The organism is Methylophilus sp. UBA6697 (assembly GCF_002454655.1).
In the GTDB taxonomy this organism is placed as follows: Bacteria; Pseudomonadota; Gammaproteobacteria; order Burkholderiales; family Methylophilaceae; genus Methylophilus.
This window is the reverse complement of record NZ_DKJH01000044.1, coordinates 36,948-54,112: the sequence shown is the minus strand read 5'-3', so window position 1 is coordinate 54,112 and position 17,165 is coordinate 36,948. Positions and strand designations below refer to the sequence as shown.

Genomic DNA, 17,165 nt, shown 5'->3' with positions numbered 1-17,165 from the left:
CTTTAGAACGTAATAATAAAATTAACCACCCTCATCGCATATGATCCATCAGATCTTTAAAAACAGGCCGCTGATCACGCCTTATTGGCAATCAAACTTTAAACATTTACTCCGTTTCAGCATTGTATGGGTGATATTGTTCGCTTGTACCGCTAACGTTTGTAACAGTTTTTTCATTAAATGGGGATTTCGTGACGACTCCCGTTATGCTTCGCTGGTTGGCGTAATTGATGGTAGCGCCTATCAACCCTATGTCTACCGTTCGGCTGTACCGCGCCTGGCGGATATGGCCGTGCAACATTTACCGGCGGAAAAACAGGAGCAACTGTTTCATCGTATTATCTCTTCAGACAAACTTAAAAACCATTTTTTCCACGACATCCCTGCTGAGCAATGGACGCCTCGTGTTGCGCTTGACTATCACCTGATGTACGGGCTCACCTTGCTGAGCTTTTTAATCACATTAATCTATCTGCGCAAAATATTCCTGCACTTCTCTTCAAACTATTCTGCGTCTATATTGGCTGTGGTCCTGTTTAGCCTGATGTATCCCCTCACCTTCAAGCGTGGGGGCTATTTTTATGATTTTTTTGAATTACTGGGCATTACTGTCAGTACATTTTATTTCTTAACGAATAGAAAGTTACTGGCCTCTGTCCTGTTAATGCTGACCGCTTTTAATAAGGAGACGGCCTTTGTCGCAGCCTTTGGCTTCTTCTTTCTACATGGCAAAGATTACCCCATGCAAAAACGCGTGGCCTATTTTGCCTTGCAGTTTATTGCCTGCTTCCTGATCCGCGAATGGATCATTGCACCGTACACAGGCAATACAGATACGGCCCTGCACTTTCATTTACTGGATAACGCCAAGTTCTGGCTCAACCCGGTCAACTACTTTAAATTGAGTGATTTCTATACCCTTGGCCTATTTTCGCCAACCATCCAAAATGTATTGGTGTTGCCGTGGCTGGTTTATTGGATCAGAGCAGGCTGGCAACAGATGGACGACATGCTTAAACACTATACATTAGGCATTTTCATCCCCAACCTGCTATTGTTTCTTAACTTCACAACAAAAGATGAGTTCAGAAACTTTTCACTCAGCATGATTGCCTTGTATATTGTATTGATACACGGTTTCTCACCGTTCAGACAATGGCTGGATCAAAAATAGTGCATGCCTATGAAGGTGTTACATAAACTGCATTGTGGCTTCAGGCGATTGCTGCTCGGATCGTGTTTCAAGCATCAATACAATTGCCACCCTGATTTCGACCTGCTGCGTAGTGAAACGGCATGTACTGTGCTATGGAAAAAACAGCCATTGGCGACGATTCCTTTTGCACACACACTCAGCCACACATTACATGGGCCTTGCTGGATTGTGGCCTCAGGCCCTTCTTTAGCTGATATTGATTTACAGAAAATTGCGCCTTACCCAACGATCAGCCTGAATTGTGCCATCAAGAAGTTTCTCGAGGCGGGGCTCACGCCTACCCACAGCATTATTGTCGATCACCGCGTATTTAAACGCCAGTGGCAATGTGTTGTCGACTCAATACGCTCCGGTGCGCACTGCTTCTTCAGCTTTGAAGGCTTAAGTATCATTGCCGAACGCGCACCTGAGTTATTACAGCAAGGCAATATTTACTTGATCGAGTCTGCGACCAGACAATACGGCGTGGCACGTGAGAGTATCAAGCAATGCCTGCAACGCTTTCAACAGGATACGGAGATCGCTCTTGCCGCGGACCTACTGCCTTACTGCCGCGCCATTGGCTTCAGCCACAACCTGAAAAAAGGCGTTTTTGCTGGCAAAACAGTGGCCACCTGGGCGGTACAACTGGCGTTTGGCCTTGGTTACAGTGCGATTTATATTGTGGGCATGGATTTAGGCGGGACGGGTAAAACGCATTTCTATGCTGACAAAAACAACCCTGCCCCTGACTTTTTACGCTATTACGAGCCACATATCCGTGGCTGCTTTGAACTGGCGCGCCAAGCCAGTGAAAAAACCGGTGTTAAGTTATATAATCTGTCGCAGCAAAGCGCATTACCTGCGCACATTATTCCAAAAATTTCTTTTACCGAGGCTTTGCAGCAGATAGAAGAACATACATCTTCTAAGAAATGATCTTATTATGAAAATTATTATTCCACTTCAGACCTGCTCAACGCGTATTCCACATAAAAATATCCGTCCGTTTTACCAGGACGACTCACTGTTTGACATTAAAGCCAAACAAATCCTGACCTTTGAGTCGCCAGAAAATGTCTATGTATCCTCTGAGAGCGCAGAGCTGGTGAAACCATTATGCGACAAGTATGGCTTTCACTTCATGCAGCGCGATGACTCACTCACCGGCAACAAAATTTACCAGCCAGACCTAGTTAAGGCATTGACCGACCCGCTGCCTGGCGATGATGACATCATGTGGATACAAGTGACTTCACCGCTGTTTAATCAGTTTAAAGAGGCGCTGGAAGCCTGGAAGACCGTGCGTGATGATTATGACTCGCTAGTTGCAGTCAAGCCGTTTAAAGGCCATTTACTCGACGCCAAGGGCAATCCTGTCAACTATGGCTTTGGCTACTGGCATAAAGTATCGCAAGACCTGCCCAAGCTGTATTCAGTATTGTGGAGCCTGTTTATTCTCAAGCGTGAAACCGTTAACCGCTTTCACTATCATATCGGCGTCAACCCGTATTTATTTGAAACTAACCATATGGTGGTTGATATCGACTATCACGAAGACTTCGAACTGGCGGGCATGATTTATACCAAGCTGCACGGTACAATTTAACACTAGCGCCTCGGTACTTGAGGCGCTTAGCTACTAAGCTACATGGCTACGCCACTGCGCACCTTGCGTTGATACTTGGCATATAACCTGGCCGCCCTTGCACTGACCTGTTGCCAGATCGCACCCCGTATCTGCACTCTCCAATTCAAGGCTGGCCACGCTGCGTAGTAATACCTTAAAAAAGTTAGCCAGTCACCTCGGTTTAAACCTACATCCATGGCTGAAAAATACAAAGCTGCCAGATCCTTGATTTGCATGCGTGCAGAAGGTGGCTGATGTATTTCAACCCGATGCAGGTCTAGTACATAGAGCGGTGGCGGTAATTGCCCGCCTTCTTCACGTTTGAAGCAGAAATGGCAGATATAAAAATCCCGGTGATAAATGCCATGTGCATGCAACCTGCCGGCGATTTCTGCCACACGACGAATCAGCGTCCGCTTGTATTGCAAGCGCGGAGCTTGTGTCTGCCAGATCAGCGCCAAATCTTCCAGAGTGACGATATCCCCAAGATCCTCGGTCATCACAAAAGAGCGCAGGCTCGCGGGTAAACAACCTTGCACGCCATGGGCGACATAAGGTGTCGTTGGAATATTAAGATCTGTCAGCGCTTGAATCGCCTCGACTTCATTACGCGCACTGACCACCGGACGTTTAAAGGTCATCCAGTTTTTTAAAATCTCCAACCAGCCCACGCCGTTGTGGCGCTTGATAAAATAGTAGCGCTGCCCGAACTTAACCTTGACCGTCTGCCTGGTCGCAACGGCTCTGAAGACCTGTCCGTCAATGTGCATGAGGTACTCAAACAGATCAGGCCGCGCCAGAATATCTGGTGGAACCTGATTGCCAGCAGCAAAATCTACCTCTTGTTTCATGGTCATCAGTCTTTAAAGCTTGCCATAAAACGTGAACAATTTTTAATCGCCTGCAACAATTGCGGCTGATGCTCAGCGGTCAGGGCAGCCTGTTGTTCGGCATCCAGCACTTCATCATTGCGCCCCGTCGGCACGTAATGCTTCATCCCGTTTTGCTGGTAGGCAATTCGATACTTCATGTCATTCGTCAACACACCGATGGTTCGCCAGTCGCTCACGACGATAAAATCGCGCTGTTGCGTATCGTAAAGATTACGGCCCAATGAGTAGCTGTTGGCATCAACAGGGGCTCCCAGGGCTTGCAGTAGCGTAGGTGAAATATCCAGATGACTGCTCACATGAGCGATCTCGGCATGCGTACGACCAGGCATCCACACGACCATAGGCACGTGCGTTTGCTCTTCAACAAAGGTGGAGTTATGACCCCAGTTGCCTTTCTCAAGAAACTCTTCGCCATGATCACCAGTAATAATGATAATCGTATTCTCCAACAATCCCTGCGTACGCAACTCCTCCAGTACACGCCCGATTTGCATATCTATCCAATGCGCCGCATTAGAGTAGCGATTTTTGAACTCGCCTATCCTTGGCTGCAAAGAGGCACGTGACATCCCCCAATAATTCACATCACCCAAATAAGGCGAAGCAACGACCGCCTGGTCAGGGAAGTCATACCGGGCATGAGTAGACTCAAAAAAGAAGAAGCTCATGAACGGTTTGCTATGGTCTCGCTGTTTGAGAAAAGCAATTTGCTGGCTTGCATTCCACTCATCCCGCTGCCATGGGCTCATGCTTTCATCTGCTTCATGCAAATCTGCCAACGAAAACTTAGCGAATAAGGTTTTATTAAACTCCGGGTAAGAGAATTTTGCACTGGTGCGCAAATCAAACTGATAGCCCAGGGACTGCAATCTATCCATCAGCAAGGGCGATTGCTGAGCGTGCAAGAAGCTGGACCAATAAGAGCCATATAAGCCGTAAAACATGCCAAACAGCCCTTCCCGTGTACCATTGCCACTGGAGTAATGCTGCGTGAATAAGCTACCCTGCTGACCAAGTTGCCAACTATTAGGCATGATTTCAGGCGTTAGCCTGTCCCAACGCAGGGATTCCGCAGCGAAGATCACAATATTCGGTGGATGATTTACCGACTGATAATTAATGGCTTGCAATGGGTAATGCAGCCTTGCCGTATCCACGGACAAGCGATGATTATGGCGTCGCTCAATATCCATCCCATACCGTGCGGCCAACGAGCGCATCAACACCTGCCGATAAAAAGGATACACCTCCGCCGTGTCTAAAACGGCACCGATGTTTTTCACATCGCTAATGCCATAAATCAGCCCCTGAATCACAAATAAGATGGGGGCCAATATCCAGATGACAATCGCAGAGATTCTGGCAAGCTTGAATTGTGTATAACGTACACTGATGATCCAGAAAATGGTTTGAATCACCGCCACAAGCAAGACTGAACCAGCAATCGAGACATAAGTACCATCACTGGTGCCCAACGAAGCAAGGCCACCTTTGGTCGTCATCAAGTTCCAGATAAATCCATTAAAGTGAAAGCGATACAAATCATAAATCATCAGATCTGATTTGATAAACATGAGACCGGCACTGCTCAGAACAATCGCCAGCGCAGCCAATAATCGCGGGTAAGCTCTAAGAAATAAGCTCGCCAGCCAGGCCGGCAATACAACGATCAAGCTATACAGAAACGCATAAAATCCCCAGGCAGATAAATGGAAAATCCACGACAGACTGGTTGCTGCGGCGACACCTTCAGAGAGAAATCCCCAGGTCACCCACAACATATGCAAGGTAGTGAGTAATAAGAAAAGCCGAAAAATGGCATTGTTGGATGGTTTCATCGCGTAAACTTTCATCGCGTAAACATGGCGAAATTAGACAAATGCCTCGTGCGGGCGCAACTCGAGATGATGACATACCATGACCTGATGTTCCTTACAGTAAGCTTTCCAATCCGGCATATCGGTCCAATCGGCAACAAAAATAAAATCCAGCCCGGCACCTGTCGATGCCTGGTGATCAAAACGGCTATCACCAATAAACAAAGCGGGGAACGCTATGCTGCCATCGGCAATCATCTGTGCCAGATGCTCGTTCTTTTTAGTAGGACCGCCGTAAATGCCAAGTTCAAACAAAGCATCCAGTCCACGCCGCGGGAAAATACTTCTGAGCTCTTCCTGATCCCCGCCTGACATCAGCATCCACTTGGCCTGTGCCGTCTTTTGCTTTAAATCCATTAACGCTGGCGCGACTTCGCACTGCATTAAGGTCTCATCAAGAATCTCGGTAAAGGTATCCATAAACGCCTGGAACAACTCAGGTGTCAGCGCTTGCTTAATGATCTCGGTAATGTAATAACGGATCTTGTCATTGCGCGGGATACTGCCCAGTTTGATATGGTAATCGACAAAGGCTTGCGCTTGCTCATCGCTACCGCCCATGCGTTTGGCCGTATTGTAATAAGCATCAACTTTGGTCTGGTTGCTGTTGAGAACAACGCCATCGCAGTCAAGCACGATGGTTTTATAGATGGAAAGGTCTGGGCGTTGGGACATAGGCTGGATAATAAAAAAGGCTTGTATTGCTACAAGCCTTCATTATAGACGATTTGCGTCGGTGACTTGCTTATTTAGCCGCCACAATCGCTGCAGCTTCTTTCGCCAGTTTGGTGATGTGCGCCCAGTCCTTGTTCGCCACCGCATCCGCTGGTGTCAACCAGGTACCGCCACACACAACCACGTTAGGCAACGCCAGAAAGTTAGGTGCGCTTTCAACGCTCACGCCACCCGTTGGGCAGAATTTCACGTCAGCAAATGGGCCAGCAAAGCCTTTGAGCAGGTTGATACCGCCCACAGCCACGGCTGGGAACAGCTTCAGGAAGTAGTAATCATCGGCATTCGCCATCATGATTTCAGAGCCTGTAGACACGCCTGGCAGTAATGGCAAGCCAATTTTACGGGCAAATTGGCCTAACTCAGTGGTATAGCCTGGGCTTACTGCAAATTGGCAACCGACATCTTTAGAAGCTTGTGCATCTTTCAGGTTACGCACGGTACCGGAACCCAAAATCGCGTCAGGCACGTGTTTGGCGATTTGTTCCATGGCTTGCAGGGCGACAGGTGAACGCAAAGTCACTTCCAATACTTTAACGCCGCCCTCCAACAAAGCTTCTGCCATTGGTACGGCATCTTCCACTTTGTTGATGACAATGACCGGAATCACCGGGCCATGATTAGCTAACTCTAATGTGCTCATGTTCTCAATCTTTATCTAAATAAATAAACTTTTTTCAATTGCCTGCTTAACAGTGAATTAAAAGTGCTAAGTAAGACTAGGCGCAGAAGCGCAGACAGTACGAATAGTACGGCAAGCGAACTGCAACGCAATTTTAATTTACAACCAGGTGACCGCGCCCTCTTCGGCTGACAGCACATTTCTACGCATACCACCAAACAACTCACGACCCAAACCGTGCGCATTGTGATGACGCTTGGCATCGCTCAACTCTTCAGCTTCGCGCTCGGCCCAAGTGTCTTCATCCACCAGCACGTTCAACTGGCCAACCGTTCCGTTGAGGCGAATAATGTCGCCATTGCGAATTTTGGAAATCGCACCACCGGCACTCGCCTCTGGGCTCAGGTGAATCGCCGCTGGAATCTTGCCAGACGCGCCACTCATACGGCCGTCAGTCACAATCGCGACACGGAAGCCTTTGTTTTGCAGCACAGCCAGTGGCGGTGTCAGTTTATGCAGTTCTGGCATCCCATTCGCTTTAGGGCCCTGGAAGCGAACCACCGCAATAAAGTCTCTTTCCAGCTCACCACGGTCAAACGCTGACAGCAACTCTTCCTGTGCATCAAATACAATGGCTGGCGCTTCAATAATATGACGGTCTTCAGGCACTGCAGAAATTTTAATCACGCTGCGGCCCAGGTTACCCTTGAGCAAGCGCAAGCCGCCAGACTCATTAAATGGGTGTGCAGCGGTACGCACAATGGTTTCATCGCCGCTTTCAGCCGGGTAGTCGGTCCACACCAGTTTATCCGCTGTTTTCTCCGGTTTTTTACCGTAGTCACGCATGCCACCACCGCTGACGGTGTACACATCAGGATACATGTAACCACCTTCGATCAGCTCGCGAATCACGAAACCAGGGCCACCAGCGGTCTGGAATTCGTTGACATCGGCTTTGCCGTTCGGGTAAACACTGGCCAGCAAAGGCGTGGCCTTGGCCAGGTAGTGGAAGTCGGTCCAGTCAATGATAATCCCGGCGGCACGTGCAACGGCTACCCAGTGGATCAAATGGTTAGTTGAACCACCAGTTGCCAGCAAGGCCACCATGGCATTCACAATCACATGTTCGTCAACCAGGCGGCCAATCGGCACGAATTTTTCTTTTTTGGTATTTTGTATTACCAGGCGTACCGCTTCGCGCGTCAAATCTTCGCGCATACCATCGTGTGGATGGATAAAAGCCGCGCCAGGCACGTGCAAGCCCATCGCTTCCAGCAACATCTGGTTACTGTTGGCGGTGCCGTAGAACGTACAGGTACCTGCACCGTGATACGCCGCAGACTCGCTCGCCAGCAACTCTTCGCGGTCACACAAGCCTTGTGCGTATTTCTCGCGGACTTTGGATTTTGAGGTGTTATCGATACCGGTGCTCATCGGGCCAGCGGGCACGAACACACATGGCAAATGGCCAAAATGCAGCGCGCCGATCAACAGGCCAGGCACAATCTTGTCACAGACACCGAGCAACAAAGAAGCATCAAATACATCATGAGACAAAGCAACCGCAGTACTCATGGCAATGGTGTCGCGGCTGAACAGGCTCAGTTCCATGCCTGGTTCGCCCTGGGTAATGCCATCACACATGGCTGGCACACCACCTGCCACCTGCACGGTTGCACCCAATTTACGGGCTTCATCACGGATAATATCCGGATAGTCCACGTAAGGCTGATGCGCAGACAGCATTTCGTTGTAAGCCGTGACGATACCAATATGCGTTGGTTTCTCGGCATAAATCTTGAACTTGTCGTTTTGTGGCATCGCCGCAAACGCGTGCGCCACGTTGGCACAGCCCAGACGATCCGGGCCTTTTTCACGGTTCAGGTAATCATCAATACGCTGCAAATACGCCTTGCGGGTCGGACGGCTGCGCTCGATGATGCGTTCTGTTACTTCAATGTGAGATTGTTTCATTGACTATCGCTCAACTGTGTTTTAACTACCTGATGAACTATCCTGATGAACTGCTTTGAACTTGCTATTTAGTCACAGTTTAGGGTCGTAATATATATGAATCCAAACAGGTTCCCTACCTGCGATTATCGCCAAACTGGTGCAAGACGTCAAACTGAATTACCAAATTTGATTGTTTTTTTAGACGATTCAATGACTTAAAACAATATAAACCGTTTGGGAGAACCAGTTTGAAGCGCACGCGCTTCAAACCAGCCTTCAGATAGATTTGGTGACCAGAATATCTTCCAGCATCAAATACTCAAGATCGCAGCCATAGAACATATTCAAGGCATCGGTCGGACTGCAAATCATGGGTTCGCCACGGCGATTAAGCGAAGTATTAAGCACAACGCCATTCCCACGCAATTGCTCCAGGTGCTCAATCAACGCGTAATAGCGCGGGTTGGTTTCCTTGGTCACAATCTGCGCACGCGCCGTACCATCTTCATGCACCACTTCCGGAATACGTGCTTTCCAGGCTGGATTCACATCAAAAGTGAATGTCATGTATGGCGCTGGATGCTCTGTTTGCAGAATATCGACTGCAATACGATCCAGCATACTGGGGCAGAATGGCCGCCAGCGCTCACGGTATTTGATCTGCGCATTGATACGGTCAGCCACACCCGGAAAACTCGGGTCACCCAGGATACTGCGACAGCCTAATGAGCGCGGGCCAAACTCCATACGGCCCTGGAACCACGCCAGTGGATTACCTGCTGCCAGCAATTCAGCCGCCTTGCGCGGGCCATCTTCTACACGGGTAAAAACAGGCTTGGCCGGGTGCGCCTCACAGGCGGCGATACACTCTTCGTTGGTGAACGCCGGGCCCAGGTAGGCATGCTCCATTTTATGGATGGTTTCACCTGCTAAATGTGCAGCATAAGTTGCTGCGCCCAGGCTAGTGCCATTATCGCCAGAAGCCGGTTGCACAAACAACTCTTTCACGTGCGGCAAGGCAATAATACGTTGATTCAGTTTTACGTTCAGCGCCACACCACCAGCCATCACAATCTTGCCGGTTTCGCGGATGATATCGCCCAGATAATACTCAATCATCTGCAATGCCAAGTCTTCCAGCAGCTTCTGCACGCTGGCCGCGTAATGGATATACGGATCATCGATCTCGTCGCCTTTACGCTTGGGGCCCAGCCATTCGATGAGCTTGGGCGTAAAGTAATAGCCTTTGGATTTACCATCGGCATCGGTCTCTTTATAACGGCGCAAGCCCACCACATTAACATATTCGGTGTTAATGATGAGTTCACCGTTTTCAAATTTGGCCAGGCGACTCAAATCATACTTCGTCGGATCGCCATACGGCGCCATGCCCATGACTTTAAATTCGCCATCCAGCATTTCAAAGCCCAAAAATTCAGTAATGGCGCCATACAGGCCACCCAGTGAATCCGGGTCATAGAATTCTTTAATTTTATGGATCTTGCCGTTTTCGCCATAGCCGAAAAAGGTAGTCGCATACTCGCCTTTGCCATCAATGCCGACAATCGCCGTTTTTTCTTTAAACCCACTCAGGTGATAAGCACTGGAAGCATGTGCCAAATGGTGCTCCACCGGCACATATTTGGCTTTAGTCAGGCCCAGTTCGGCCATCAGCTTGAGCGATTTGTCACGGTTGCGACGGAAACGACGGTTACCGTTAAAAATCGCATCCAGCGCACGATCAGGCGCATACCAGTAACGCTTGGCATAATGCCAGCGCGCAGCCGAGGTCAATGGAATTTCACCGTAAGGGAAAGCGACAATATCCACCTGATCCGGCGTAATACCTGCCTGTTTCAGGCAAAATTGTGTCGCCTCGTAAGGCCAGTGATTTTTAGCGTGCTTGTCACGGATAAAACGTTCTTCTTCCGCCGCAGCGACAATCTTGCCGTCCACCAGAATGGCAGCAGAAGCGTCATGCCCCAAGGCACCGGATAAACCTAAAACAATCATGCAGAAACTCGCGTAATGATTTAATGGAAATAACTAAAGGGAAATGCCCGCCAGCCTGAGTGGCGTATGGTCCTGATAAATCAGGCTAAACGACTTAAGCAGTGCATTATACAGGGAAGTATCCTGTTTCCAATTTTGCAGCAGACGGCGGATATCTTTGACATGTGCACGTAAAGCCATCTGCGTACGGCGATGTTGCTGCATGCTATCGAGGTCGATGACCACAATCTCGCCTTGATCGGTGACTTTCAGGTTACTGGCTTTCAGATCGCCATGAGAAACCTTGAGCAAATACCATTGATAACACAGCGTCACTAGCTGGCGAATAACCCGCTCACGCATATCGCAATCGGTAGACCGCTGGAAAAAGGTAAGTGCATCCGGCCACGGGCTGTAAGCAGACACAAAATAAGCGCGGCCACGCATGCCGCAGTAGCGCTGCTCATACATCAACAATGGCTGTGGCGTCAGCATGCCATAATATTGCAGACGATGCGCGTTACGCCACGATGCTGCCGCACGACTGGGTCGCCAGGCGCGGCTCAGGCCATGTAGCCAGTCCTTGATGTTATACCGTTTGATCACCACCGCCTGGTCTTGCAAATGCGTATGCACCACCGTACAGGTATTGCCTGGCTTCAGCACTTTTCCAACATGCATGGCCACCTCAAGTGCAGGCAAATCTGTTGCATGCAAGCCGCCTGCCGTACTCACCGCCTGCGCACTCTGGCTGGTTTGCTGCCAGGCGACATCGCTGCAAGTACGGAAAATTTTACGCGTGACATAGCGCTCAACCTCTTGCGCCTTCATTTGCTTGGCCAAGGTCAGTAATGTGGAAGACAACAAAGTAGCTTGCCACCCGCGCGCCTGATCATACGCTGCCAGCAAGGGCGCCACCCAGGCATGCTGATCCAGCACCTGCACCTTTGAGATCAACTCAGCCAGTTGCCGATAAGCCTGGCGCTGATTCAAGGTATGTTTCTGAATGCCATCACCGTCCAGCGACCATACTTTATTATCCGACAGTAGAAAATTTTTAAGATGCAAATCCGTTTGCACCAAACCAGCCGCATGCTGTGCGGCCAGGGTTTGTACCAATTTGTTGAGTAACAGCAAGCCTTGTTCAGGGGGCAACGTCTGGTATAACACATCGGCATTATCTGCGGGCGCGATAGCGGCGTAGATCAAGATACTGGCACGCTGGTCTGCGGAATGTCCTTGCCACAACAAGGCAGGCGTTGCCAACCCTGCTTGCGTGAGCCAACGCACGCCTTGCGCATCGCGTGAGGCATATTTTTCTGCCTGCGCACCGAGGAATACTTTGGCGAACACCGCCTTGCCAGACCATTGCGCGCGAAATACCCAGCGCCGCTGCGGCAAAACACGCACAGCGACCAGCCCGGTCAATGCAGACTGGTCAGACAGCAGGATAGCGCCCGTGGCGCTATCAACAACATCACACATGGCAGGCGCGATGATCGCGTCATGCATTGCCACCATTAGCGGGATTTCCACCATTGCGCAATTTGCTGCAGCCAGCTAGCTTGCCCGGCGAATAACTTTTTCGCCCGTTTATCGCGTTTTTTCATCATTTTTTTCACTTGCGATTTTGTCTCTGCATCATCATGCGGCCTGGCCACATACAAGGTATGGCGAGAATCTCCCTGTTCATTCGGGATAGGCAAAGCCTGGTAGTAATACAGTGCGATCGACCGACGCGTAATACCTTCCGGCGTCGTCAATGGATCAGGATGCCCATGAAAACTGTCAGCATCGGTATTAAAAATCACGCAACGGTTAAATAAAGGTGCCACCGTTTGCTGCCTGGCCTGCATTTGCCGGTCCCACAGTTCCAGGTTGCCACCATACTCCGGCTTCCAGTCCTGGTTTAAATACACCAGCATATTGACGCGACGATACAGTTGCAGGCCTTCATTGACCTGAAAGTCAGCATGGATGCCGAGCAAGCCGCCAGCAGACGTTTCGTGCAAGCCACCGCCCGCGAAATAGGGGTCTGGCAACAGACCTTTAAAACCGGTCAGGGTTTCAATAAACTGCAACATGGCGGCAGAGTTAAATAAGGCAAACGCCGCGCGCAAGGTTTCATCGCAGTCATAGGGTGAAATTTGACGTTTATGTGTACCGCCATAGCCTTTTTCATACACCTTGTCATGCGCCTTGGGGTCTTGCGGAAAGTGATCCAGCAATAACTGTGTAAATGCGGCAGGAAAAATATTGTCGATTACCGCATGCGGAAACGGCTGCGCTTGCGCATACTCCTCAGCCAGCAAACTGCCAATATCTTTGGCTTGCTGCATATCCAGGGAAAATCCATTTCCCATTTCAATTGGTAATAGCCCATCAGTCATGGTCATTTTGTTGTTTCCTGCTGTGACTGTAATTGTTTAAGCATGGCTTGTTTGCGCTGCAAACGGCGGTTTTGCGCAGTATACCCGCTCACAAGCCCAACCGTTCCTGCCTCGACATGGTCAAGGTAACGAAACAAACGTGCCGCTGACATGCGCTCAATGACATAGCCTTGCGCAACCAGCTTATCCTGCAATACATAGCCAGGAATCTGTTGCTCCATATAAAAACGGTATCCTAGCTTTTTCATCAAACCCACATTCCACAAGGCAAAAAAGCTCTTGATATACGGCTCAATGTAAGGCCGGGCCTGGCGTGCAGGCAGGCCTAGCTGCTGCTTGATACGACGGCTGTGGTACTTGAAAAAGCCAGTGAATGCACGCCAGAACAAACGTACATGGCCGCGGTTTAACTGATGCAAACAGCCAATCGCGGCAATATTAGGCTGTCGCTGCATGCGCTGCAAACAGTCAAGAAAAATTTTCGGCTCGTAAATAAAGGTATCGGTATGCATCAAAAACAGGTAATCCGTATTGATCGCAGCCAGAATCAAATCCAGGCCTTCACCGTGCGCAGCAAACCCTTGCTCTTTGCCTGGTGATGGGCGCTCAATTAAATGGATCCAGTCCAGGCTGCGCAAGTATGCTGTACTTTCATCCGCAGAATCATTATCCACCACCCAGACGTCGACGGCATTGGCATCCAGCGCCCCGCTATCGAAATGGCTTTTGATAAAATTCAAACAGGTACGGGTCAAATCCAGCGTTTTGTAATTCACCAGCCCGATGCTGAATCTTGGTAATGTGTGTGCCATAGACATGCTTATCCGTTAACGCTTGCTACGCTTGGTTATCCATTTGAGTAACTGGCGATCACACCAGCCTAACGGCCGCGTATATGTCTCGCCATACAAATAATGCTTTAAAAAATAGAGGCGATCGCGATCACTCAGCTCTGCGGTATGCCGGTGTAATGCCGCCAGGTCGAAACGCGCACGACGCCAGGCGCCTAGGCTTTGCCTGGCTTTTTCCAGGTCAATCAGTGCCACATCAGGCGCGACGTCATCTGGCCGTACAAAAATATGCTTGGGATACAAAGCGCGATGCACCCAGCCCAGGTCGTGAAAGCGGCGAATCTGCCTGGCAACTGCGCGTAACAGCTGCCTACGCGCATGCTGGGGTTGATTCAGCATGCTTGGTAACAATTGCTCCAGATCGACAAAACCATGCAGGTTCTCTGTGACCAGAATGGCGCGCTGATTGCCAGCCTGCGGCGATTCGGCATACATCAGCACTTTGGGCGCAGGAATGCCCGCCTTTGCCAGCGACTGCAAGCGATGGTATTCACGGCGGAAAGTCGGCTCACCAGCAAACGGATGGCATAAGGTGCGGCGACCATGATTCTGCTGCTTTTTCACAAACAAGGTCAGTGCAGGCAGATTTTCCTGCGGCAATACCAGCTTGCCGACACCACTCCAGCCACCACGCCGCTGATTAGGCGCCTCAAACCAGGCGATATCACGTGTCCACCAGGCTTCAAACGTATCCAGCCCATGACGCTGCAGGGCCGCTTCGTAGACAGGATCTTGATAATGATTCAGGGAATGTTCCAAAATTAATTGTGCTGAAATAATTGACGCCAATGCGGGTTTTTAAACCACATTTTGTTAACATAAGAGCTAATCTCAAATTTTAACAGAATGCGTTTATAAATTAGCCTCATGTTGCTGTTTTTCTGCAAAACCATCGCCCGCCTGCCACTGTCCTGGGTACATAGACTGGGGGCATTCTTCGGCTGGGTATCTTATCTTTCTGACCACAAAAGCAATCGTATTGCGCTGGAAAATATTAAGCAAAGCGGTTTGGCTGCTAGCGAAGCGCATGCAAAACAATTAGTCAAAACCAGTCGCATCGAAGCAGGCAAGGCGATTCTGGAAACATTCTTTATCTGGGGCAACCCCACGGCAAAGCTGTTGCCACTGATACAGCAAGTGCATGGCTGGCAACATATCACTGAGGCGCAAGCACAAGGCAAAGGCCTGATTTTCCTCACACCGCACCTGGGCTGTTTTGAAATCACGTCCATTTATTATGGCGAGCGTGCGCCCATCACCGTGCTTTACCGGCCTCCAAAATTGCAATGGTTGAGTGAGTTGGTTGTAAAAGGCAGGCAAAAAGGCAAAGTGGAGATGGCCCCGGCCAATGCCAGCGGCGTGAAAAAGCTGCTACAGGCATTGAAATCTGGCCAGGCCATCGGCATTTTGCCGGATCAGATCCCCAGGCAGGGCGAAGGCGAATGGGCAGATTTTTTTGGTAAACCAGCCTACACCATGGGGCTAGCCAGCAAACTGGCCAGCAAGGCAGACGCTGTCATTATCATGGCGTTTGGTGAGCGACTGCCCGACGGAAAAGGATTTAATATTCACCTGACACAGGTAGAGGATATCAGCACGCCTGCCCTGCTCAACCAGGCAATTGAGCGCCAGGTGGCACAATGCCCCGAACAGTACTTATGGCAGTACAACCGCTTTAAACAGCGGCGTTACGCCATGCACAAATTAGAAAAGGCCCAGCCAGGACAGGCTGAGCCTTAATCGAATCCCGTCAAACAACTAGCTTATTAGGCTGCTAGACCCTGGATCCAGCGGCTGTACACCTTATCCGCCACGCGATGCAATACTTCGCAATCAGCTTCCACCCCGGCCAGCATGGTATCGGCAGACTGCACAGCGGGGCTGCTTGCCGCGCTGGCAATATCGCTTTTCCATTGCTCGGTCCATATCTTAACCATGCTCGGTGTCATTTCGATATGACATTGCAAACCGATATGCTTACCCATCACGTAAGCCTGGTTAGCGCAATAAGCACTGGACAATACATGCGTAGCCCCCTCAGGCACTGTGAAGGTTTCACCATGCCAGTGAAAACTGTTAAAGCCTTGCAAGTCACCAAACCAATCGCGCGCCACGGTATGATCTGCCACTTGCACATCTCCCCAGCCAATCTCCTTGACCGGATTTTTGCTGACCACACCACCCAGTGCCTTGCTGATAAGCTGGCCGCCCAGGCAATGGCCGAGTAAGGGCACATCGGCCTGCACGGCCTGTTGAATGAGTTGCAACAATGGCGGAATCCACGGCAAATCATCGTTCACGCTCATGGGGCCACCCATGAGTACAATGCCACTGTAATCATCGACAGAGGCAGGCACGGCCTCGCCTTTATCAATCCGTACTTCGCACCACGGAATAGCATGTTGCGCCAAAAAAGTGCCCAAATAACCAGCACCCTCGCAGCAAGCGTGCCTGAATATCACCACCGGTTTCATGATTTACCTTACTAAACTAACTTCCTGATATTGCCCAAGCAAGATTCCGTCCAAGGTGTACGGTCCAATCGCATAACGAATCAAGCGCAAGGTCGGAAACCCTACGTGCGCGGTCATTCGTCGCACCTGGCGGTTCTTGCCTTCACTGATTTTAAGCTCCAGCCAGGTGGTGGGAATGTTTTTCCGCTCGCGAATCGGCGGCTCGCGCTGCCATAAATGGTCAGGTTCAGCGATGATTTTCACCTGCGCAGGCTGCGTGACAAAATCACCAAGATCAACACCCTGTTGCAATGGCATCAAATCTGCTTGTGTAGGAGCACCTTCTACTTGTGCCCAATAGGTTTTGATCTGTTTGTGTTTTGGATGACTTAAACGATGTTGCAATCCACCATCATCGGTTAAAATAAGCAATCCTTCGGAGTCAGTATCTAACCGCCCGGCTGCATATACGTTGGGAATCGGAATATAGTCTTTGAGCGTCGCGTGTTTTTCATGCGCAGTGAACTGACACACGACGTTAAAAGGTTTGTTAAACAGTAATAACATGGAAAGC

At 49.8% G+C, this 17,165-nt stretch carries 16 protein-coding genes; 4 read left to right on the top strand and 12 right to left on the bottom strand.

Annotated features, from left to right (window positions below; all coding sequences use genetic code 11):
* Window positions 1-130 precede the first annotated feature (130 nt).
* Genes B3355_RS12265 through B3355_RS12255 form a run of 3 tightly spaced genes read left to right on the top strand, consistent with a single transcriptional unit; the run spans window position 131 to window position 2,804 of the window.
* Window positions 131-1,174 carry a hypothetical protein gene (locus B3355_RS12265; protein ID WP_292784378.1) on the top strand — a complete coding sequence of 348 codons (1,044 nt, stop codon included), beginning with the start codon at window positions 131-133 and terminating at the stop codon, window positions 1,172-1,174.
* A gap of 9 nt (window positions 1,175-1,183) precedes the next feature.
* The gene (locus B3355_RS12260) at window positions 1,184-2,134 is read left to right on the top strand and encodes a 6-hydroxymethylpterin diphosphokinase MptE-like protein (protein ID WP_292784375.1); all 951 of its coding nucleotides are present in this window, start codon (window positions 1,184-1,186) and stop codon (window positions 2,132-2,134) included.
* A gap of 7 nt (window positions 2,135-2,141) precedes the next feature.
* Window positions 2,142-2,804 carry a CMP-N-acetylneuraminic acid synthetase gene (locus tag B3355_RS12255; protein WP_292784372.1) on the top strand — a complete coding sequence of 221 codons (663 nt, stop codon included), beginning with the start codon at window positions 2,142-2,144 and terminating at the stop codon, window positions 2,802-2,804.
* Window positions 2,805-2,842: 38 nt separating this feature from the next.
* Here B3355_RS12255 and rfaP read toward each other — a convergent pair whose 3' ends face one another.
* From rfaP to B3355_RS12205, 10 genes are all read right to left on the bottom strand, one after another.
* Window positions 2,843-3,676 carry a lipopolysaccharide core heptose(I) kinase RfaP gene (gene rfaP, locus B3355_RS12250; protein ID WP_292784369.1) on the bottom strand — a complete coding sequence of 278 codons (834 nt, stop codon included), beginning with the start codon at window positions 3,674-3,676 and terminating at the stop codon, window positions 2,843-2,845.
* A gap of 5 nt (window positions 3,677-3,681) precedes the next feature.
* Window positions 3,682-5,556, bottom strand: coding sequence for a sulfatase-like hydrolase/transferase (locus B3355_RS12245; protein WP_292784366.1), 1,875 nt, complete (start codon window positions 5,554-5,556; stop codon window positions 3,682-3,684).
* Between the two features lie 33 nt (window positions 5,557-5,589).
* The gene (locus B3355_RS12240) at window positions 5,590-6,270 is read right to left on the bottom strand and encodes an HAD family hydrolase (protein WP_047517299.1); all 681 of its coding nucleotides are present in this window, start codon (window positions 6,268-6,270) and stop codon (window positions 5,590-5,592) included.
* A 70-nt stretch (window positions 6,271-6,340) separates the two neighbouring features.
* Window positions 6,341-6,970, bottom strand: a complete 630-nt coding sequence (eda, locus tag B3355_RS12235; protein WP_292784360.1) for a bifunctional 4-hydroxy-2-oxoglutarate aldolase/2-dehydro-3-deoxy-phosphogluconate aldolase — start codon at window positions 6,968-6,970, stop codon at window positions 6,341-6,343.
* A gap of 138 nt (window positions 6,971-7,108) precedes the next feature.
* Complete coding sequence (edd, locus tag B3355_RS12230) at window positions 7,109-8,923, bottom strand: phosphogluconate dehydratase (protein WP_019882800.1); 1,815 nt, start codon at window positions 8,921-8,923, stop codon at window positions 7,109-7,111.
* A gap of 258 nt (window positions 8,924-9,181) precedes the next feature.
* Window positions 9,182-10,918 carry a carbamoyltransferase family protein gene (locus B3355_RS12225; RefSeq protein ID WP_292784357.1) on the bottom strand — a complete coding sequence of 579 codons (1,737 nt, stop codon included), beginning with the start codon at window positions 10,916-10,918 and terminating at the stop codon, window positions 9,182-9,184.
* Between the two features lie 33 nt (window positions 10,919-10,951).
* Window positions 10,952-12,418: a lipopolysaccharide kinase InaA family protein gene (locus tag B3355_RS12220; RefSeq protein WP_292784354.1), complete on the bottom strand. Its 1,467-nt coding sequence runs from the start codon at window positions 12,416-12,418 to the stop codon at window positions 10,952-10,954.
* Entirely contained in the window at window positions 12,418-13,293 is an 876-nt protein-coding gene (locus B3355_RS12215; RefSeq protein ID WP_292784351.1) for a 2OG-Fe(II) oxygenase, read from the bottom strand. The genes B3355_RS12220 and B3355_RS12215 overlap by 1 nt, the downstream gene beginning before the upstream one ends.
* Window positions 13,290-14,099 (bottom strand): glycosyltransferase, encoded by an 810-nt coding sequence (locus B3355_RS12210; protein WP_292784348.1) that lies wholly within the window; start codon window positions 14,097-14,099, stop codon window positions 13,290-13,292. Before B3355_RS12210 ends, B3355_RS12215 begins: the two co-directional genes overlap by 4 nt.
* Window positions 14,100-14,114: 15 nt before the next feature.
* A complete protein-coding gene (locus tag B3355_RS12205) occupies window positions 14,115-14,897 on the bottom strand; it encodes a lipopolysaccharide kinase InaA family protein (protein WP_292784345.1) in 783 nt (260 codons plus the stop codon).
* Between the two features lie 108 nt (window positions 14,898-15,005).
* On the opposite strand from B3355_RS12205, the gene B3355_RS12200 reads away from it, so the two are divergent.
* Complete coding sequence (locus B3355_RS12200) at window positions 15,006-15,878, top strand: lysophospholipid acyltransferase family protein (RefSeq protein WP_292784342.1); 873 nt, start codon at window positions 15,006-15,008, stop codon at window positions 15,876-15,878.
* 26 nt (window positions 15,879-15,904) lie between these two features.
* Here the strand turns inward: B3355_RS12200 and B3355_RS12195 are convergent, their stop codons facing one another.
* Complete coding sequence (locus B3355_RS12195) at window positions 15,905-16,612, bottom strand: type 1 glutamine amidotransferase (protein WP_292784339.1); 708 nt, start codon at window positions 16,610-16,612, stop codon at window positions 15,905-15,907.
* A 3-nt stretch (window positions 16,613-16,615) separates the two neighbouring features.
* Window positions 16,616-17,158, bottom strand: coding sequence for an rRNA large subunit pseudouridine synthase E (locus B3355_RS12190; protein ID WP_047517279.1), 543 nt, complete (start codon window positions 17,156-17,158; stop codon window positions 16,616-16,618).
* Window positions 17,159-17,165: the final 7 nt, after the last annotated feature.